This is a genomic window from Bacillus sp. GW823-FHT06A11 (assembly GCF_058795355.1).
Genome location: NZ_JBXAHS010000011.1, coordinates 56,271 through 76,546 on the forward strand (window position 1 = coordinate 56,271; position 20,276 = coordinate 76,546).

A 20,276-nucleotide genomic window follows, 5' to 3' on the forward strand; every position below is an offset into this window, starting at 1 on the left:
AGGAGCTGCTTATGCGGCTCCTTTTTCATATCTGAAATTCATCTCATAATTCCTACTCTCAACGCTCATACTATGTAAAGAAACTGAATTGTAGGAAGGTGGACGACTATGTTAACTCCACAACAAGTAGGTCAATTTAAATCCATTTTAGAAAAACAAAAACAAGAACTGGAACAAACGATACAAACTCATGAAAATACAGATCGTGCTTCTGAACGCGATTCAGTAGGAGAACTGTCTAGCTATGACAACCATCCAGGTGATATGGCTACAGAGCTATATGAACGTGAAAAAGACTTCGGGCTTATTGAACTTTGGCATAAACAGCTTGAGGAGACGAAACATGCCCTACAAAAAATAGAAGCGGGTACGTACGGCATTTGTGAAGTGTCTGGCGAAGAAATTCCATTTGAAAGATTGGAAGCAATGCCGACTGCTACAACATGCATACAGCACGCGACAAATAAGTTAAATATGAATACACGGCCAGTTGAAGAAGAAGTGTTGTCTCCTTCTTTCCACAAGCATGATGAGGACCATTCTGTTGAGTACGATGCGGAAGATGCGTGGCAAGATGTCGCAAATTACGGAACATCTGAAACGCCGTCTGATTTAGAAAGACAAGATTCAAAAAACTATAATGGCATGTATGTAAATAGTGAAGAAAACGTAGGCTACGTGGAGGATTTTGAAAACTTTATCGGTACGGATATGTACGGGAAAAACCCACAAGTTTTCGCTACAGAAGAGCATGAAGAATATGAACAAATGCTTGATGATTTTGAAGAACGTACCTTCAAAGGTGAATTATCTTCAAATGAATCTAGTTCCAAAGAATAAAAAAAAGCATTCCGAAAATCGGAATGCTTTTTATCGCTAGCTAATTAGTTTTTTGTAACGTTAGCTGCTTGTGGTCCGCGGTTTCCTTCAACGATTTCGAAAGAAACTTCTTGACCTTCTTCTAAAGTTTTGAAGCCGTCGCCTTGGATAGCTGAGAAATGTACGAATACGTCTTCTCCGCCTTCAACTTCGATGAAGCCAAAACCTTTTTCGCCGTTAAACCATTTAACTTTACCTGTTTGCATGTCATGTACCTCCTAAATAAAAATGAAACTATGAATCCACATGAAAAGGTGGATATAAAGGACATGAATGTATAACAAGCTTACAGCCTTTAATACAACGTGCTTTATTTCCGTACCACATTATGTAGCTCAATAGTGCTTTCACTATATCATGCTATATCGAAAACGTCAAATGAGAACACTTTCATTCCATCATTTTTTATAATCTTAGTATAACCTTAAATTTTCATTCTATTTTTATTCAAAAATTAACAAAAATACAGTACTCTAATTCTTTTAACTTCTGTACAATATAATTACTACATATTTATGAGGTGAAAAAATGCAAGCACATGAAATCGAGTATAAGCTATATGGCGATGATATGCAGTTTGTTGAAATTGAATTAGATCCAAAAGAAAGCGTTATCGCAGAAGCTGGCGCAATGATGATGATGGAAGATTACATTGAAATGGAAACAATCTTTGGTGACGGTTCTGGCCCATCTAACGGTTTATTCGGCAAATTAATGGGCGCTGGTAAACGTCTCGTTACAGGCGAAAGTATGTTTATGACTGTATTTACAAATACAGGTCACGGCAAACGCCACGTCTCATTTGCTGCTCCTTATCCTGGGAAAATTATTCCTGTAGATTTAACAGAATATCAAGGAAAAGTAGTTTGTCAAAAAGATGCCTTTCTTTGTGCCGCAAAAGGTGTTTCTATCGGAATTGAATTTACGAAAAAAATAGGAACTGGTTTCTTCGGTGGTGAAGGGTTTATCATGCAGAAACTTGAAGGTGACGGCCTTGCTTTCATGCACGCAGGTGGAACTGTATATAAACGTGAATTAAAACCTGGTGAGAAACTTCGCATTGATACAGGTTGTCTCGTTGCCATGACAAAAGATATTAACTATGATATCGAATTCGTTGGTAAAGTAAAAACAGCTCTATTTGGCGGCGAGGGTTTATTCTTCGCAACATTAGAAGGTCCTGGAACAGTTTGGATTCAGTCCTTAACACTTAGCCGATTAGCAGCACGCCTTACAAGCCCAGCAGCGCAAAGTACTGGCGAAGGTAGTGTATTAGGTGGCCTTGGTCGTTTATTGGATGGGAAAGAGTAAAAAGGGCCCTTATGCAGGCTTGTCCATCGACTAATATAATACTAAAATTAAACACCCTTGCTTGCAGTAATGCAGTGAAAGGGTGTTTTAATTTACGTCTACAAACGAGAAAAAGCAGATGAAATAAAGTAATAAGGTTTACTTCAGTAAAATAAGGTATATTATATTTGTTGAATAGATTCTCTTTCAAGACAAGAAAAGTAGGTGAACAAAGTGGGAAAATATCAATTGGATTCCAAAAGTCAGGTAGCTGTGGCAAAGTTTCATGAAAAACAGAAGCCTGCCAAATTTGATAAAAAGCAGCAACTTGAACAATTACGTGCGGAGTATTTGAAAAAAAAGCAAAAACAAACAGATAAATAATATGTTTCGTTTCCCGAAATTTTCGGTATATAGTGCGAACAAACACAAGTAAATAGGTAATCATCGTTCAAATATATACAGACTATTTTTTCAAACCTCTTACAAGCCCAGCATTATAAAGTACTGGTGAAAGTAGTATATTAGGTGGCCTTGTTCACCTTTTAGATGGAAAAGAGTAAAAAATGCCTCCAATGCAAAAAAACATCGGAGGCATTTCTCTAAAGTTTATGACTATGGCACTTTATTTTTACTGCGGAGGGCTATACATACCATTTCGAATCATATAATACTCCATCGCTTCATTAAGCCATGCCTCTTCTTCTTCCGTGTAAGGAGATGGCATCATATTATTATATTGTTCTTCTACATTCTCTAATTTACCTAGAGAATACATTGTCTCTTCACCAACATACTTAAGAGTCGCCTTCATATGTTCATCAACCAATTTTTGCACTTCTGAATCCTCAATTTGTCTTCCAAATAACCTTTTCACTTCTTTTGCTAAACGCACAAATTCTTTATCAAGTGCTATGCCCTCTTCTTCCGACTTATTATATAATCCATCAGCCAAGTCTTTTGATACATATCCTTCAAGCCATAAACGTTGTTCGTTTTCTTTTTGAATGCTGTTAATTAGACTCATTAATATGTCACTATCTAACTCTTCATCTTCCTCAAGACATACCATTGTTCGTTCAAGCGCCTTTATCGAAACTTCAATGTGTCTTCTCTTTTCTTCAAAGGCTTTTCTTTGTTGTTCCAACGTTTCTTTTAAATTTACATTCAAACTTGGCATTTTCAGCATAACGCGTATTTCTTCTAAACTATATCCTAATACTTTAATACTCACTATTTTCTGTAGTTCTAATATATCTTTTCCTTTGTACACACGGTGACCAGAGCTAACATTCTTTTCAGGCTTAAGTAGTCCAATTTCATCGTAATATTGTAGTGTCCGTATTGATGTGCCTGTCCTCTTTGCAAACTCACCAATTGAACAGCCTTCCCTTTTGCTCATCTTACACTCCTCCTAACAATATGTTTACAAAAATCATACTCCCTCACGTAACTGTAGGTTCAAGTCTTTTTTCCAAAAGAATGAATCAAGTTCCTCACCGCATATATTAAACTATACCTTTTCTTAAGGAGGGCTACCTTAATGCGTACTCCTTTATCCTTTGATAAAGACACTGCCATACTGTTAGCTTCTTGTTGTGAGTTAACGTATGAACAATATAAACAAAATGGTATTTTCGAAATACCAGATGGTTTTCAATATGTACAAGGTTTTCAAGGAAAGGCCATTCAAACAACAGAATGGTTCGGGTTTATATTAGAATCTGAGGATACAATTATCGTTGCCTTCAGGGGCACTCAAACAGACCCAGATTGGATTATTGATTCTCTCGTCAATCAAAAACCTTATCCTTATGCTTTAAATGGCGGGAATGTCCATAACGGTTTTCTCTCTATTTATGAGTCTTGTCGTGATTCTATTATGGATATGCTCGTATCATTGCCAGCACATAAAAAACTGCTAGCTACTGGGCATAGTCTAGGTGGCGCGCTTGCCACATTACACATATTAGATGCACGTATAAATACTGCCTTCGCACAGTATGGACTTTATACATTCGCTTCTCCAAAAGTAGGAGATATCGCTTTTCGAAATTATTATAAACTACAAGTAGCTAGTAGCTTTCGTTTCGTCAACTTATTCGATGTCGTTCCACTTCTCCCTCCCCGAAACATAAATTTTAATGATCATGATTGGGAGTATGCACACGTCCATCACAACATGACATTTACAAAAAACACAAAATCCATTACAAATAATCATTCCATTACAACATACAAAACATGTCTGACTTCTCATTTTTAACCAGTAAACAATTGGAAATAAAATATTCGTATACTATAATAATCTATGAAGTTATTTTTGGATGAGGGGACCTTACATGTTAAAATTTATCTTCGCATTTTTCCTTATAGTAATTTTTACGGTTACAGGTTTCTTTACATTTTCATACTTTGCGACAGGAGAGTATGATGGGGCAGGTATCATATATACCACTGTTCCATTTCTTTCTTAAGCAAAATAAATAAAACGAGCTTAATTTTATTAAGCCCGTTTTATTTATTAATATCCATTTCTGTTGGTAAATCGATAATATATCTCCCAATATAGCAACCTCTTTAAAACTGTTTAACTGCATTACCAATACCCCAAATTTCATTACTGTACTGCAAAATCGTTCGATCGCTCGCAAAATGACCAGACTGTGCAATATTTAAAATCGACATTTCTAGCCACTTTGTTCGGTTCTCATAAGCTCTACCGACAGCTTCTTGTCTTTCAGCATATGGGCCAAAATCTCGCAGAACGAAATATTCATCATTTTGAATAACGAGAGAATCATAAATCGCTTCAAATTCTGCTCCCGATTGTGCAAAGAAACCATTTGTTAATTGATCAACTACTTTTTTAATGTGCCTATTGTGGTGATAATAATCACTTGCACGATATCCACCATTTTGATAGTAATGAAGAACCTCTTCCGCTGTTAAGCCGAAAATGAAACAGTTATCATCACCGACCCGGTCTTTTATTTCAATGTTAGCTCCGTCTAGCGTTCCGAGTGTAATTGCACCATTCATCATAAATTTCATATTACCTGTTCCCGATGCTTCTTTACTCGCCGTTGAAATTTGTTCACTTACATCCGCTGCCGGGAATATATCTTCCGCTAAAGAAACTCGGTAGTTTTCTAGAAAGATAACTTTCATATATTGACTGACATACGGGTCATTATTTACTTTTCTTGCGAGTTCATTTATTAATTTAATAATTTTTTTCGCGTAATAATAGCCAGGTGATGCTTTCGCTCCAAAAATAAAAGTACGCGGATAAAATGTAAAACTAGCATCCTCTTTCAAACGGTTATACAAATATAAAATATGAAGAACATTTAATAATTGTCGTTTGTAAGCATGTAATCTTTTCACTTGCACATCAAAAATAGAATTTGGATCAATCGTAATCCCCATTGTATTATGAATGCGCTCCGCTAAAATCTCTTTACGTTCTTGTTTTACTTCTGCAAATTTCTCTTGGAAACTCGCATCATATTGAACTGTTTGCAACGATTGAAGCTTAATCGGTTCTTTCTTCCACTCTGTTCCAATCGCCTCTGAAATGAGATTTGTTAACTGTGGATTTGCTTTCATAAGCCAGCGCCTATGAGCAATTCCATTCGTCTTATTATTAAACTTATCTGGATAAAATTCATAAAACAATCGCATTTCCCGCTGCTTTAATATTTCCGTATGAATTTTTGCTACACCGTTTACGCTATGGCTACCGACAATTGCTAAATGAGCCATTTTCACAAGATCATGCGCAATAATTGCCATGTCTTCGATGCGATGCCATTCATAAGGATAACGTTCCCAAAGTTCATGACAGAAACGTTCATTAATCTCTTCAATAATCATATAAATTCTCGGTAATAATGGTTTAAAAATGTGAATTGGCCACTTTTCGAGCGCTTCTGATAACGTCGTATGATTCGTATAAGAAATCGTCTGCGTCGTTATGTGCCAAGCTTCTTCCCATGTTAACTTTTCTTCGTCTAGTAAAATACGCATCAGTTCTGGAATTGCTAAAACCGGATGTGTATCGTTAATGTGAATCGCAATTTTTTCATGTAGTTGACGAAGGTGACCATATCTTTCTCTATGCATTCGAACGATATTTTGTAAACTTGCTGATACGAGGAAATACTGTTGTTTTAAACGAAGTATTTTCCCCTCATCATGCGTATCATCTGGATATAAAAACTCCGATACAGCCTCTGTTTCGCGCTTATATTTCAAAATATCTTTGCAGTTTTGCGGGAACGGAACTGGTTCAGCATTCCAAAGTCTAAGTGTATTTACAGTACTCGTCTCATAGCCTACTACCGGCACATCATATGGCACTGCCATAATGACTTCTGCATTTGTATGCCTAAACTCTAAACGCCCGTCAATTTCTAGCGGTTCAACACTGCCGAAATAACTTACTTCCACAGCTTGATCATGCCTTCTTACTTCCCATACATTTTCATGAAGAAGCCACTGTTCTGGAAATTCAACTTGATAACCATCAACAATTTTCTGATCAAACAAACCATGTTTATAACGAATTCCACAGCCGTGTCCTGGCAAGTTTAAAGATGCAAGTGAATCGAGAAAACAGGCTGCTAAGCGTCCAAGCCCACCATTACCAAGGCCTGCATCTGCTTCCACTTCTTCTAACTCTTGCAACGAAATCCCTAGTTCAGATAACCCCTGCTCGCATACATCTCTAATACCTAAATTCAAGATGTTACTTCCAAGCAAACGTCCAAGCAAAAACTCAATAGACAAGTAATACATTTGCTTTTGCTCTCCGGATCGATAACTCTCATTCGTTGCAATCCATTGACTATTCATATACTCACGTACCATATGGCCGAGCGTATTATATTGATCACGAGTTGTAGAATCTTTGAAACTTTTCCCATACATCGTCTCTAACTTTTCTAGAAAAGTTGATTTAAAACTTTCAACATGAGTAAACATTTTTTCACCACCTACATGTTATTCCATGAGACTTTTATACAATTCCTTATAAGCAAGAGCCGATTGCTCCCAGCTATAATCTTCAGTCATCGCTTGTTTTACAAGCTGCTCCCACACTGGTTTATCGTGATAAAATTCAATTGCACGGTGAACCGTATGCAGCATGTCATGTGCATTAAAGTTCGTGAAACTGAAACCATTTCCTTCGCCTGTTTCTTCATCATAAGAATGTACCGTATCGTTTAATCCACCTGTTTCTCTTACAATTGGAATCGTACCGTACGCTAATGCGATAAGTTGTCCAAGTCCACACGGTTCAAACAGCGATGGCATTAAAAACAAATCGCTTCCCGCATACACTTGGTGCGCTAATTCTTCATTAAATCCGATATAAACTTTTACCTTCTCCGGATACTCATATGCCATCCACTCAAAGAATTGCTCATATTCCGAATCACCTGAACCTAAAATAATACATTGTACATCTTCTTCCATTATTTCGCGGAATACAGTGCGTACTAAATCAAGACCTTTTTGCTTCGTTAATCTCGTTACCATTGAAATAATTGGTGTATCCTCTTTTTCTGGCAAACCAAAATAACGCTGCAAAGCGCGTTTATTTTCACTCTTTTCATATAATGACTCTGCATCATACTGAGCCTTAATATACGAATCCGTTTCTGGATTATATACGCTCGTATCAATACCATTTACAATGCCGCTAAGCTTATCATTATATTTTCGCAGTAATCCATCTAGCTTCTCACCGAAAAATTCATATTGAATTTCTTCTTTATACGTCGGGCTCACCGCTGTAATTTGATCCGAAGCGATAATACCGCCTTTCATAAAGTTTATGTTTCCATAAAACTCTAGCTGCTCACTATGAAAATATTCATCACCAAGCTCTAACAAGTCGTACATCACTTCAGGAGGAAATACTCCTTGGAACTGCAAGTTGTGAATCGTATATACCGTTTTAATACGCTCATATAACGGGTTATCTTGATACTTTTCACGAAGTAAGAAATTAACCATAGCCGTATGCCAATCGTGGCTATGAAGAACATCCACTTCAAAGTCAAGGTGCGGAATACACTCTAACACTGCTTTTGAGAAATAAGAAAAACGCTCCCCGTCATCATAATGACCATACAGAGAATCTCTCTTAAAATAATATTCATTATCTATTAAGTAATACGTAATTCCGTCTTGCTCACCTTTTAAAATTCCACAATATTGATTCCTCCACCCGAGCGGGACGTTAATTACTTTATGTAACGTACATCCATCTCTTAACTTTTGTGGAATGAGACTATAATTCGGAAGTATAATACGAACGTCCACTCCTAATTTTTTCAGCTCTTTTGGGAGCGCACCCGCTACATCAGCTAATCCTCCCGATTTCACAAACGGTACACATTCTGATACTGCAAATAAAATATTCACTTGTTGTCCCACTGCGCGAAAAGTTTTTATTACTCCTCTTGCAGCTTCCTCCCTTCGAGTTTTCATTTAAATTAAAACTTTAATCAGTGGGGGAAAAAGCCCCCACTGATTCTTTAGGAATAACTATTAATCGTACTGTTTTGTACGCTTCCTTTTTCTACAACATACGGCTCATCGATGTTTCCTTTTAATACGACACCGTCGCCAATTTTCACGTCTTTATCAATAATAACACCGTCTATTATACAGTTATCTCCAATTTGGCTCTTTTGCATAATAATACTGTTACGAATAATTGATCCTTTTCCAATTTTAACTGAACGGGAAATAACACTGTTTTCTACCTCCCCCTCAATAATACTGCCATTTGCAATCATTGTATTTTTCACGACTGCACCCTTTAGATAACGAGTTGGTGGCTCATCTTTTACTTTCGTAAAGATCGGCGCTTCTTTCTTAAATAATTGCTTCCAAATAGCAGGTTGCAAAATTTCTAGGCTATGCTTATAGTAACTTTCGATCGAGTCAATAATTGCTACATATCCAGTATGCTCATATGTAGCAATATGTAATGATTTCCCGCGTTTTTCTCTCACTACATCAAATAAACTGTATTGCTCCACATCTTTATATGACTCAAATAAGTCTAACAATAATTGTTTCTTTAACACGTATGTTTGAAGCGAAACCCCTTCATGGCAAACTTCTGTAATATCAGCTGCCGTATGTATATGTCGCTCTAACACCGCTTGAAAATTTAATGCTGTTACGAGATGGCTATTCGTAATAACAACGTACTCTTCTCTGCTTCTTAGAAAATAATCAATATGTCTTCTAAAGTGTGCAAAAGACCCAAATTCATCTTGGTCACATTGGCAGTTTGGCGGGAATAAAAATAGTCCGTCTCGTTTTCTATCTAAATCCCACTGTTTTCCTGAACCAACATGGTCCATTAACGAACGATTTTTATGGCTTGTAAAAACTGCTACACTATGAATACTAGAATTCACCATATTTGAAAGCATGAAATCAATGAGTCGATAACGGCCCCCAAACGGTAACGCCGCTAGTGAACGATGCCCTGTTACTTTCTTTAAGGAAGGAAAACTTCCCGTTGCATTAATAATTCCTAACATTTTTTCTCCCATTCATTTCATCCCCCTTTTCTATTTCCCTTCAGCAATTAATACTACATCGTCAACATTCTTTTCTGGACGAATGATTGTTCCATCTTCAATAACCATTTCTGATCCAACAATCGCTCTTTCAATCACAACATTTTTACCAATCTTAGCCCCTGGCATAACGACAGAATCAATCACCATACTTCCTTCTTCCACCGTCACTCCTTGGAATAACACAGAATGCTTCACGTCCCCTTCAATGACGCACCCTTCGTTAATAAGCGATTCTTCTACTTTCGCCTTTTCAGCAATATATTGAGGCGGTTCGTTTGGATTGACAGAGTAAATACGCCAATTACGATCGTTTAAATTCAGTGATGTTTCATCGCGAAGCAAATCCATATTCGCTTCCCATAAGCTCTTCACCGTTCCAACATCTTTCCAATATCCTTCAAACGGATACGCCATTAACTTCTTCCCTTCATCCAATAAAAGCGGAAGTACATCTTTTCCAAAATCGTTACTAGATTCAGGGTTTCTCGCATCCATCTCTAAATACTCTTTCAAAATTGACCAATTAAAAATATAGATTCCCATTGATGCAAGATTACTTCTTGGAAATTGTGGTTTCTCTTCAAACTCAACAATCTCCATTTCTTCATTTGTATTCATAATGCCAAAGCGACTCGCTTCATCCCAAGGTACTTCAATAACAGAAATGGATACGTCCGATTCTTTCTCAATATGGTAATCTAGCATCTTACTGTAATCCATTTTATAAATATGGTCACCTGATAAAATAAGAACATACTCCGGTTCATACTGACTTAAATAGTTTAAATTTTGATAAATGGCACTTGCCGTACCTGTATACCACTTAACCCCTGAAGACTCCGCATAAGGAGGTAATACTGTGACCCCACCGTTTACTCGGTCTAAATCCCACGCATTTCCGATTCCGATATAATTATGAAGTTCAAGTGGTTGATATTGTGTTAAAATCCCAACCGTTTCAATACCAGAATTCGCACAGTTACTTAGCGTAAAATCAATAATGCGATATTTACCACCAAATGGAACAGCTGGCTTGGCTAAATTTTTTGTTAATGCACTTAAACGACTACCTTTTCCCCCTGCTAGTAACATTGCTACGCACTTTTGTTTTTGAGCCATCTTGTTTTTTGCTCCCCTTTCTCGTCTTCACTGGTCGTAATATGGATACGCCGAATGGTGGAATTGTAATCTCTACATGTGCCGCTTGATTATGGTACGGTTCTAGAATCGTCTTAAGACGTTTCTTATTCACTTGCCCCGAACCGCCATATTGCTGTGCATCACTGTTTAAAATCTCGTTATAATACTCGAAATCTGGTACACCTACTTTATAGTTTTCATATGTAGCTTTCGTAAAATTACATACGACAACTAACGCATCTTCTTGTTTATCCCCTTGGCGGATAAAAGAGAAAATACTTTGCTCATTATTATTAGCATCAATCCACTGAAAACCTTCAGGTGAATGGTCAAGCTGCCAAAGTGGTTTTGAGCGCTTATACAATGCTATGAGCTCATTAAAGTAATCATGCATATAACGATGCATTTCAAAATCATGTAAATTCCAATCTAAATCTTCAAGGTCTTTCCACTCATCAAACTGTCCGAATTCTCCTCCCATGAAAAGTAACTTCTTTCCTGGGTGAGTAAAGAAATATCCATATAATAAACGAAGTTGAGCAAACTTATCCCAGTAATCACCTGGCATTTTATTTAATAACGACTTTTTCCCATGAACGACTTCATCATGAGAAAGCGGTAATATGAAGTTTTCAGAGTACGCATATAGTAAAGAAAACGTCATTTTCTCATGAATGTGTTTCCTATATTCAGGCGCACACTCCATATATTTCAGCACGTCATTCATCCAGCCCATGTTCCATTTGTAATTGAATCCAAGCCCACCTTCATACGTTGGAGTTGTTACAAATGGCCAAGCTGTTGAATCTTCTGCCGTCATAAGAAAATCTTCATCCTCTGCAAACACTGCTTCATTTAACTCTCTTAAAAATGAAACAGCAAGCTCATTACTTTGCTCTTGTCCTTCTTTATTCCAGTACAACATATTCGCAACTGCATCTACTCTGAAACCATCAATATGGAAATATCTCATCCAAAATAACGCATTTGAAATTAAGAAATTACGTACCTCTCTCTTCCCTAAATCAAAATTGACAGTTCCCCATACTGGATTTTCTTGTACATCTTTATCTTTATATTCATAGGTCGGTGTGCCATCAAACAAATATAAACCGTGAGCATCTTTACAAAAATGCCCCGGCACCCAATCTAAAATGACACCGATTCCATATTTATGACATTCGTCGACAAAATGCATTAAATCATGCGGCGTACCAAATCTACTCGTCGCTGCATAATATCCCGTTCCTTGGTATCCCCAAGAACGATCATATGGATGCTCAACAAGCGGCATAATTTCAATATGTGTAAATTGATGTTCCACCACATACGGGATGAGCTCTTCAACCATTTCCCTGTAAGAGTACAGCGTTCCATCTTCTTTCTTTTTCCAAGAACCAAAATGTAATTCATAAACTGTCATCGCTTCTTTATAAATCGATTTTTTCTTTTTCTTACGATTCCAGTTTTTATCATTCCATTCATATCCTTTTATATCAAAAACTACAGATGCCGTATTCGGTCTTACTTCTGCATATACAGCATACGGATCTGCCTTTAAAATGACGTCACCAGCCAACGTTTCAATCGCATATTTATATATTTCTCCTTCTTCAATATGCGGTATAAATAAGGACCAAATGCCTTCTTCTGTCACTTGTAGCATCTTATGTTGCTCATAATCCCACTCATTAAAATCTCCAACAACACTCATTGCTTTCGCATGAGGAGCCCACACTGTGAACCGTACCCCTTGAATCTCACCTTCCGTCACAACATGCGCGCCAAAGATGTTATAACTTTCATAGTACTTTTCTGTATGAAACTCATCTCGTTTCACTTCTTCACAATTTATTACACTCAATATGCTCACCTCACTTAGATGACAGAATTTTTTATACTTTAACTATTTCTGTGAAAAACTGCAATATCCTTGTTAATTTATAAAAAATATTCGTTTTTTTCTTAAAAATGTTAGTTTTTCTTCACATTTCCGTGTAAAATATCGAATTTTGACGAATATTCATTGAAAACGCTTTATTATTCTTCTATATTTCTGTCTATTATTTTTTCTCAACCTTTATTTTATTAGGTTTATTCTATCTTTCACGCTATTTTCCACTTAAAATAACCATAAAATAATCTGTCATAAAAAAATGTTTCTCAACATTTTTTGTCACAATTTTATTGAAATGCGAAATTCATAAGCATATACTTGTTCTCAATAAAGAACTACGATCTTTCGTAACTATAATTCATAGCGGACTACTATGTTTACTTATTTATCCTTGTTGCGAACGATTGCTATAAAAATTTAACTAGGGGGCTTTCTTATGTCATTAAAACAAAAAGTAGGAATGGGAGTTGTCACCGCTTCACTTGGTTTATCCCTTACATTCGGAGGTGTATTCGCCTATTTCAGTGATTCAGAAACATCGAGTAACTCATTTCAAGCTGGAACACTAGATCTTTCTCTTAATCCAAGTGTAATCGTTAATGTGAAAGATTTAAAACCAGGTGATTTTATTGAAAGGAACTTCAAGCTTGAAAATAAAGGTACATTGGATATCGCAAAAGTAGCACTTGAAACATCATATGAAGTTACAGATGCAAAGCAAAATAATGACGGTGAAGATTTAGGTGATCACATTATCGTCAAGTTTCTAGTGAATGATGGACAGCCATCTAATCCAAACGATGATCATGAGATTTTGTGGGAAACAAAACTATCAAAATTAAAAACTATGAAACCTGAAGATGTCGCTACGTCTCTAGAACGTCATAACTTAATAGATGGTATTAAATCTGGTGAAACAGATTACTTACACGTTCTCTTCTCATTTGAAGATAACGACCAAGATCAAAATAAATTTCAAGGTGATTCCCTGCAGCTAAACTGGACTTTCCATGCTGAGCAAACAGCAGGTGTGGAGAAATAATTTTTAAAAATATAAATTACCGGAGGCCTATAAATGAAAAAGAAAAATCGTTTTGTTACTGGAATGGTAACAGCTGGCGTTCTGTTTTCAACTGCCATTCCGTTCAATGTACTTGCTGAAAGTCCTATTAACCAAATTGAATCTTCAAATGCTCATTCTATATTATCGAAGCTTTCTAAAGAACAACGCCTGGCATTACAAACGGTAGATGCCAACCCTGGTTTTACAATTTCACCAGATATTAATACGAGTAGTTCTGAGCCTGTAAATATCATTGTAGAATTTCAAACTGCTCCAGTAAAGATTAATGAATTAAAACAAAAAGAAAAAGGATTACAATCTGCTCCTGAAAATATAAAAGTACGTATTGATCAAGAACATGAAGAATTCGAAAAAGGACTAAAACGGCTTTATCAATTCAGCCCATCAGTAAAATCAGGAAACTTCCAGTCTGTACAAATTAAACGTTCTTATAAGCATGCGCTAAATGGTGTTGCAATGACATTACCAGCAAATACAGTTGAAGAGTTGTTACGAATTGGTGTTGTAAAACGCATTTGGAAAGATTACGAAGTGAAATTAAATTTACCAAAACAAGCTGAGCAAAAAGCACCCCAAAAACTAACAGACAGCATCCCTCAAATCGGGGTAGATAAGTTACATAGTGAGGGTATTACCGGAAAAGGAATTAAAGTTGGTGTATTAGATACAGGTATTGATTACAATCACCCTGACTTAAAAGACGTATATAAAGGCTATCGCGCAAAACCTGGTGAGGACTCTAGCAAAGTAGATCCAAATTCAGTAAAGGGTTGGGACTTTATTAATAATGATGCAGATCCAATGGAAACTACTTATTCAGAATGGCAACAATCTGGTGCTCCTGAATTTGATAACCGTGGTTCTTCCTTCTACACAGCCCACGGCACTCACGTAGCAGGTATCGTTTCTGCTCAAAAGAAGAACCAATCTGATTCAGCAGTAAAAGGTGTTGCACCTGACATTGAACTGTATAACTATCGTGTACTCGGTCCATACGGAAGTGGAGATAGTTCAGGTATTATCGCTGCAATTGATAAATCTATTTCTGACGGTATGAACGTTATTAACTTATCGTTAGGTGATGATAGCAACAATCCTCTTGATCCAACATCTATCGCTGTTAATAACGCGATGCTTTCAGGCGTTGTTACAGTCGTTGCTGCTGGTAACTCTGGACCGAATCCATCAACACTCGGATCACCAGGTGCTTCGCCATTTGCTATTACGGTTGGAGCCAGTGATAGCTCTATTTCCTTACCGAAACTATCAGGTCATGCTGGACAATTACAATTCCCTAACCTAATTTTGTTCGGCAAAAACTTCACTGATAAAATAGAAGATTTCAAGGGACAAACTTTACCTATTGAATCTGTAGGAATCGGTACGCCTGACGAGTTTAGTAAAAAAGATGTAAAAGGAAAAATCGCTCTCGTTGCACGTGGTACAACCTCATTTGATGAAAAAATTGCTAACGCAAAACAAGCAGGTGCAAAAGCCGTTATTATTTATAACAACGTGGATGGAGAAATTCCTTTCTACGTTGGTGAAAGCACAAAATACATTCCAGCATTCCGCCTAACGAAAGAAGACGGTGAAAAACTAAAAGCTCAAATTGAACAAGGTAGCACATCCTTAACTTTCGATGAAATTAATTACATTCAAACAGAAGGCGATCATCTTGCAGACTTTAGCTCACGCGGTCCTGTTACAGCAAATGATGATATTAAGCCTGATATTACAGCGCCTGGTGTCGCTGTCCTTTCAACAGTTCCTGAATATATTAACGACCCGCAAGAGGGTGAAAACTACGCTGTTTCCTATGAGCGTATGCAAGGAACATCTATGGCTTCCCCTCATATTGCTGGCGTTGCTGCTCTAATTTTACAAGAACACCCAGACTACTCTCCGTTCGATGTAAAAGCGTCTCTTATGAACACAGCTGATGATTTAAAAGAAAAATATTCGGTGTATGAAGTTGGAGCTGGGCGAGTAGATGCTTACAACGCCGTTCGTACAGAAACAAGCTTTAAAGTATTAGATACGACACAAACTGTTGTAAATGATGAAGTAATTGAAGTGCCCGAAGAAACTGGATCTATTGCATTCGGTAAGTTTTATCAAAAAGACGGTGAAGCTCTTGAACAAAAACGAAATATAAAAGTAACTAATCATAATAAACAAGAGAAAAAAGAATTTAAAACAGAAATTTCTTATACACCGGCTTCTTCTACTATTAACGATGCTGTCGCAAACGGTGTAAAAATCTCAGCTCCAGAAACAATTACTCTTGATGCTGGCAAAGCAGATGAAATTGAAGCAAAAATTAATGTTCCAGCCGGTGTAAAACAAGGCCGATATGAAGGATATATTCATATTACGAACACGAAAAATAAAGAAGAAACATATCAAATCCCATTCTCTATTCGTGTATCAGAGCCTGGTATTGAAAATGCAATACTATCAAGAAAAGCAATTTCAACTGATACATCTAAATTTAATCCATACGGTGAATCGTATGTTCACGGGGCATTCCAATTAAACAGCGAACTTGAAACGTTAGATCTTATCGTAAAAGATTCCAAAACAGATAAAGCTCTGGGCTTCATTGGGACATTAAACACAAGTGGACTAAAAACTGATGTGTATTACTACTTAGACTCATTCTTTAATGGAAAAGTGTATCCTTTTACAAATGATCCTGCAAAACCAATTGGTGATGAGAAAATCAACTTACCAGAAGGAGACTACACAATTGAGTTTGTCGGTTATGATAAGGCTGGGAAAGCACGTGTAAAAGGTGATTATGTTGTAATTGATAATACCCCACCAGAAGTGAAACTAACTGGATTAAAACCTGGTATTTACGAGTTAAATGAAGAAAATTATACAGTAGAAGATGGCAAAAAAGCACTATGGATTAAAGGAAATGTATACGATTCAAACGTTGACTACTTAAAAGGAAAAGGATTAAACATTACGCAAGAAGCGAATGGCGTTATGTACTATGACTATTCTCCATACTTGCATAAGTTTTTACCGATTAATGCAAATGGCGACTTTAAAGTTGGCATTACACCTGACTCCTTCAAAACGGAAGGTCCAATGAACACAGGCGTATATATTTTCGATTATGCAACTGCAGGAGCTGACTATCCAAGCGGTGTAAATAACTACTGGTTTATCCCACAAGGTGCTCAATATGCGAAAGCTAGTTACGATAAAAAAGAATTATATAAAAATGACGAGTTCACAGTAACACTAAACGCAAAACACGTAAAACAATTTGTTGCTGGGCAATTTAATGTAAACTTCCTAGAGAAGAACTTCAAATTTGCAAATGCGAAGTTTAATCCTGCTTTTGAAAAGCTACTTTCCGAAAAAGGAGTAACCGCAAAAGTAAATGAACCGAAACTAGAGGCAAGTTCGGTTACAGTTGGTGGCGCTATCGATGACAAAAACTTTGCTGGATTAGATGGTGATTTCCCGTTCATTGATGTAACTTTCAAAGTAGAAAATGATGAATTTTATGAAGCAAACGCTCAATTAGAGTCACCAATTTTTGTTTACTGGAAACAAGGTGAATCAGAACCAAATAGAATGCGTGTACTTCAAGATCAAACATTCTCAGTTATGTCCTTAAATTCACTAGTAGAAGGAAATATTAAACCTGGTGCATTCTTAAATGAACGTGGATATTTAGATGAAAAGTTTGATTATGCAAAGCTTGGCGTAAAAGTATACGCAACTGATTCTTACCGTCATAAGTTTGAAGGCTCACTAGATAAATATGGGTACTTCAAACTAAATGGACTTCCAGTTAATAAACGCGACTATAACCTATATGTAGAAGTGCCAGGACATTTAACAAGCCGCCTAACAACGAAACTTGGTACTGAAAAAGACGGTAAGCTGCTTGGCCAATATTATTATGCAAGACCTGACGAAAACCTTGCCGGCGATGTAAATGCTGATAAAGTAATCGATATTAAAGATGCTGAAATTATCGCTAGCAACTATGGTAAAAAAGGACTAACTGTAAAAGACGGAGACCTTAATAAAGATGGGATTGTCGACGAAAAAGATATTCGCTTCGTTGAAAAGAACTTCTTGAAAAAAGGGCCAGATGCATCTAAATCACAAACACCTGTAGAAAAATCAAAAAGCGGTACACTGACAGATATTTTAAAGAAATTGGGATTAACGCCTAAAAAATGATAAAGTGAAACTTTAATCAGTGGGGGGTGTTCATCCCCCACTGATTATTAGTTGAACCAATCGGGCTTTTACGGGCAGGTGATCACCAAACTAACTTCTTTGCTTTCGCTGCATTTTGAGGTGGGGATCTTACTGCCCGTTAATGCGGGATAATAAAGAGCACTCTACGTAAAGTAGAGTGCTCTTTTCTATAAACGACCCTTATCCAGCAAAAGGGGTATATTGGGGATATACAAGGGAAACCGGAAAAGGAATTTATATTAAATTATATAAGTTCAGAGGTAAGAAGCAGTTTCCCACCTCTGAATTATTTAGCAATTATTATAGTACTGGTGCCATTGTTTCTTTTAATACTTTTACAGAATGAGCGAATTTCGCTTTTTCATCTTCATTTAGCTCAAGTTCTACGATTTCACGTACACCTTCGCGGTTAATTACAGCTGGAACACCTACGTAAGCATCTTTCTCTCCGTATTGACCTTCAAGGTATGCAGATACAGTTAATACGCTGTTCTCGTTGTTTAAGATTGCTTTAGTTACACGAAGTAGTGACATACCGATTCCGTAGTAAGTTGCACCTTTACGCTCGATAATATGGTAAGCTGCATCACGTACGTTTTCGAAGATTTTATCTAAGTCTTCTTGATTGTACTGTTCGTTGTTAGCTAAGATTGTTTCTAGTTTTTGTACACCGATAGTAGCGTGGCTCCATACTGGAAGTTCAGTGTCACCGTGTTCACCAACGATATAAGCATGAACGTTACGTGGATCTACATCTAAGTAGTCACCTAACATGTAACGGAAACGAGCAGAGTCTAAAGTAGTACCAGAACCGATTACGCGCTCTTTTGGTAAACCAGATTCTTTCCAAGTTACGTAAGTTAAAATGTCAACTGGGTTAGTTGCGATTAAGAAGATTCCATCGAATCCACTATCCATAATACCGCGAACGATTTGTTTAAAGATCTTTGTATTTTTCTCAACTAAGTCTAAACGAGTTTCACCTGGCTTTTGTGGTAATCCAGCAGTGATAACTACTAAATCTGCATCTTTACAATCTGCATAGCTACCGCTCCAAACTTTTGTTGGTGATGGAGAGAATGGTACCGCATGGCTTAAGTCCATTGCTTCCCCTTCTGCTTTTGCTTCATTAACATCTACTAATACGAACTCTTCAGCTACACCTTGGTTGATCATTGAGTAAGCGTAACTACAACCTACAGCTCCTGTTCCTACTAATACTACACGATTGATACCTTTTTTCATGGTAATTTCCCCTCTCTATTGTTCACATCTATTTTTTATGATTGTTTAAGTAATTAATTAAAATACTAATTTAATGTTGTTTAACTTCTTTACATTCATATTGTAGCACGTATCATTGTGAATTACTTCACAAATTATGACCTATTTGTGAACTTTTTCACATAAAGTGTAAAGTTATTAGATCAGGTGTGGAATCCATTTCAATGGAGGCGTTTTCTTTAGATTGTGAAAGGGATTTTCTTATGTTTTTGTCGGTAAGTGAAATTATATCGACGATTTTTAGAATATATCGACCGTAACTCAAATTATATCAGCGATTTTTGCAATATATCGACTTACCGACAAAACTCGACAATAATGACAACCTAAAAAAGCTGTCTTCTATATATTATTTATTTTCCACAGTAGCTCCCGGATGTATTTTCATCGGTTTCTCCAAGTGTAGGAGGCTACAGTCATACTTCCTTCATATCCATACAGGTCCAAATAAATAACATGATTGTATTTACGGCTCTCTATGTACCTAACTGCAACAGCGAATACTTCATATTTCTTCTATTGCATAAAAAAAGCAGACTATCCAAAGTCTACTTTTATACAACAAAAAAGAGATAGCAGTTTATGCTATCTCTTTTAGTATGACCCGTACGGGATTCGAACCCGTGTTACCGCCGTGAAAGGGCGGTGTCTTAACCACTTGACCAACGGGCCAATTACTGGCAGAGAAGAAGGGATTCGAACCCTCGCACCGCGTTCGCGATCTACTCCCTTAGCAGGGGAGCCCCTTGAGCCACTTGGGTACTTCTCTATAATATGGCTCCGCAGGTAGGACTCGAACCTACGACCGATCGGTTAACAGCCGATAGCTCTACCACTGAGCTACTGCGGA

Annotated in this window: 15 protein-coding genes and 3 tRNA genes; 7 read left to right on the forward strand and 11 right to left on the reverse strand. The window is 37.0% G+C overall.

The genetic code is table 11. The annotated features are described in order from the left end of the window. The first annotated feature begins 108 nt into the window (after nucleotides 1-108). Entirely contained in the window at nucleotides 109-840 is a 732-nt protein-coding gene (locus tag AC1Q8L_RS28480; protein ID WP_000957398.1) for a yteA family sporulation protein, read from the forward strand. 44 nt (nucleotides 841-884) lie between these two features. Here the strand turns inward: AC1Q8L_RS28480 and cspD are convergent, their stop codons facing one another. Continuing rightward, nucleotides 885-1,085 (reverse strand): cold-shock protein CspD, encoded by a 201-nt coding sequence (cspD, locus tag AC1Q8L_RS28485; RefSeq protein WP_001193052.1) that lies wholly within the window; start codon nucleotides 1,083-1,085, stop codon nucleotides 885-887. Between the two features lie 322 nt (nucleotides 1,086-1,407). Here cspD and AC1Q8L_RS28490 point away from each other — a divergent pair, with 322 nt between their 5' ends. Beyond that, complete coding sequence (locus tag AC1Q8L_RS28490; RefSeq protein ID WP_001147841.1) at nucleotides 1,408-2,190, forward strand: TIGR00266 family protein; 783 nt, start codon at nucleotides 1,408-1,410, stop codon at nucleotides 2,188-2,190. 213 nt (nucleotides 2,191-2,403) lie between these two features. Next, a complete protein-coding gene (locus AC1Q8L_RS28495; protein ID WP_000521642.1) occupies nucleotides 2,404-2,553 on the forward strand; it encodes a hypothetical protein in 150 nt (49 codons plus the stop codon). A gap of 247 nt (nucleotides 2,554-2,800) precedes the next feature. On the opposite strand, the gene AC1Q8L_RS28500 is transcribed toward AC1Q8L_RS28495, so the two are convergent. After that, complete coding sequence (locus tag AC1Q8L_RS28500; RefSeq protein WP_000043961.1) at nucleotides 2,801-3,571, reverse strand: MerR family transcriptional regulator; 771 nt, start codon at nucleotides 3,569-3,571, stop codon at nucleotides 2,801-2,803. A 141-nt stretch (nucleotides 3,572-3,712) separates the two neighbouring features. Here AC1Q8L_RS28500 and AC1Q8L_RS28505 point away from each other — a divergent pair, with 141 nt between their 5' ends. Both AC1Q8L_RS28505 and AC1Q8L_RS28510 read left to right on the forward strand, forming a co-directional pair. Next, on the forward strand, nucleotides 3,713-4,435 hold the full coding sequence (locus AC1Q8L_RS28505) for a lipase family protein (RefSeq protein WP_001260111.1): 723 nt from the start codon (nucleotides 3,713-3,715) through the stop codon (nucleotides 4,433-4,435). Nucleotides 4,436-4,511: 76 nt separating this feature from the next. Further along, nucleotides 4,512-4,646 (forward strand): hypothetical protein, encoded by a 135-nt coding sequence (locus AC1Q8L_RS28510; RefSeq protein ID WP_000911065.1) that lies wholly within the window; start codon nucleotides 4,512-4,514, stop codon nucleotides 4,644-4,646. A 103-nt stretch (nucleotides 4,647-4,749) separates the two neighbouring features. On the opposite strand, the gene glgP is transcribed toward AC1Q8L_RS28510, so the two are convergent. From glgP to glgB, 5 genes are all read right to left on the reverse strand, one after another. Continuing rightward, on the reverse strand, nucleotides 4,750-7,158 hold the full coding sequence (gene glgP, locus AC1Q8L_RS28515; protein ID WP_000494105.1) for a glycogen phosphorylase: 2,409 nt from the start codon (nucleotides 7,156-7,158) through the stop codon (nucleotides 4,750-4,752). A gap of 18 nt (nucleotides 7,159-7,176) precedes the next feature. After that, entirely contained in the window at nucleotides 7,177-8,607 is a 1,431-nt protein-coding gene (gene glgA / locus AC1Q8L_RS28520; protein ID WP_029948456.1) for a glycogen synthase GlgA, read from the reverse strand. Between the two features lie 113 nt (nucleotides 8,608-8,720). Continuing rightward, the gene (glgD, locus tag AC1Q8L_RS28525) at nucleotides 8,721-9,755 is read right to left on the reverse strand and encodes a glucose-1-phosphate adenylyltransferase subunit GlgD (protein ID WP_000504162.1); all 1,035 of its coding nucleotides are present in this window, start codon (nucleotides 9,753-9,755) and stop codon (nucleotides 8,721-8,723) included. A gap of 18 nt (nucleotides 9,756-9,773) precedes the next feature. Next, nucleotides 9,774-10,904 (reverse strand): glucose-1-phosphate adenylyltransferase, encoded by a 1,131-nt coding sequence (gene glgC / locus AC1Q8L_RS28530; protein WP_000057604.1) that lies wholly within the window; start codon nucleotides 10,902-10,904, stop codon nucleotides 9,774-9,776. Beyond that, nucleotides 10,852-12,789, reverse strand: coding sequence for a 1,4-alpha-glucan branching protein GlgB (gene glgB / locus AC1Q8L_RS28535; protein WP_000111412.1), 1,938 nt, complete (start codon nucleotides 12,787-12,789; stop codon nucleotides 10,852-10,854). Before glgB ends, glgC begins: the two co-directional genes overlap by 53 nt. Before the next feature lie 469 nt (nucleotides 12,790-13,258). Between glgB and AC1Q8L_RS28540 the strand changes: the two genes are divergently transcribed. After that, complete coding sequence (locus AC1Q8L_RS28540; RefSeq protein ID WP_000053936.1) at nucleotides 13,259-13,864, forward strand: CalY family protein; 606 nt, start codon at nucleotides 13,259-13,261, stop codon at nucleotides 13,862-13,864. Between the two features lie 33 nt (nucleotides 13,865-13,897). Beyond that, nucleotides 13,898-18,121, forward strand: a complete 4,224-nt coding sequence (locus tag AC1Q8L_RS28545) for a S8 family serine peptidase (RefSeq protein ID WP_000728886.1) — start codon at nucleotides 13,898-13,900, stop codon at nucleotides 18,119-18,121. Between the two features lie 321 nt (nucleotides 18,122-18,442). Here AC1Q8L_RS28545 and AC1Q8L_RS28550 read toward each other — a convergent pair whose 3' ends face one another. The 4 genes from AC1Q8L_RS28550 to AC1Q8L_RS28565 form a co-directional block, all read right to left on the reverse strand. Further along, nucleotides 18,443-19,387 (reverse strand): L-lactate dehydrogenase, encoded by a 945-nt coding sequence (locus AC1Q8L_RS28550; protein WP_000715346.1) that lies wholly within the window; start codon nucleotides 19,385-19,387, stop codon nucleotides 18,443-18,445. Nucleotides 19,388-20,026: 639 nt separating this feature from the next. Continuing rightward, a tRNA-Glu gene (locus AC1Q8L_RS28555) sits at nucleotides 20,027-20,098 on the reverse strand. A gap of 6 nt (nucleotides 20,099-20,104) precedes the next feature. Continuing rightward, nucleotides 20,105-20,195: transfer RNA gene (locus AC1Q8L_RS28560), tRNA-Ser, on the reverse strand. A gap of 6 nt (nucleotides 20,196-20,201) precedes the next feature. Further along, nucleotides 20,202-20,276 (reverse strand) — tRNA-Asn (locus tag AC1Q8L_RS28565).

Bases quoted from the DNA above. Each gene is read 5' to 3' on its own strand.
- AC1Q8L_RS28510 (WP_000911065.1), top strand. From the start codon at position 4,512: ATGTTAAAATTTATCTTCGCATTTTTCCTTATAGTAATTTTTACGGTT.
- cspD (WP_001193052.1), bottom strand. From the start codon at position 1,085: ATGCAAACAGGTAAAGTTAAATGGTTTAACGGCGAAAAAGGTTTTGGC.
- AC1Q8L_RS28480 (WP_000957398.1), top strand. From the start codon at position 109: ATGTTAACTCCACAACAAGTAGGTCAATTTAAATCCATTTTAGAAAAA.
- glgC (WP_000057604.1), bottom strand. From the start codon at position 10,904: ATGGCTCAAAAACAAAAGTGCGTAGCAATGTTACTAGCAGGGGGAAAA.
- AC1Q8L_RS28540 (WP_000053936.1), top strand. From the start codon at position 13,259: ATGTCATTAAAACAAAAAGTAGGAATGGGAGTTGTCACCGCTTCACTT.
- AC1Q8L_RS28490 (WP_001147841.1), top strand. From the start codon at position 1,408: ATGCAAGCACATGAAATCGAGTATAAGCTATATGGCGATGATATGCAG.
- AC1Q8L_RS28505 (WP_001260111.1), top strand. From the start codon at position 3,713: ATGCGTACTCCTTTATCCTTTGATAAAGACACTGCCATACTGTTAGCT.
- glgP (WP_000494105.1), bottom strand. From the start codon at position 7,158: ATGTTTACTCATGTTGAAAGTTTTAAATCAACTTTTCTAGAAAAGTTA.
- AC1Q8L_RS28545 (WP_000728886.1), top strand. From the start codon at position 13,898: ATGAAAAAGAAAAATCGTTTTGTTACTGGAATGGTAACAGCTGGCGTT.
- AC1Q8L_RS28550 (WP_000715346.1), bottom strand. From the start codon at position 19,387: ATGAAAAAAGGTATCAATCGTGTAGTATTAGTAGGAACAGGAGCTGTA.
- glgD (WP_000504162.1), bottom strand. From the start codon at position 9,755: ATGGGAGAAAAAATGTTAGGAATTATTAATGCAACGGGAAGTTTTCCT.
- AC1Q8L_RS28500 (WP_000043961.1), bottom strand. From the start codon at position 3,571: ATGAGCAAAAGGGAAGGCTGTTCAATTGGTGAGTTTGCAAAGAGGACA.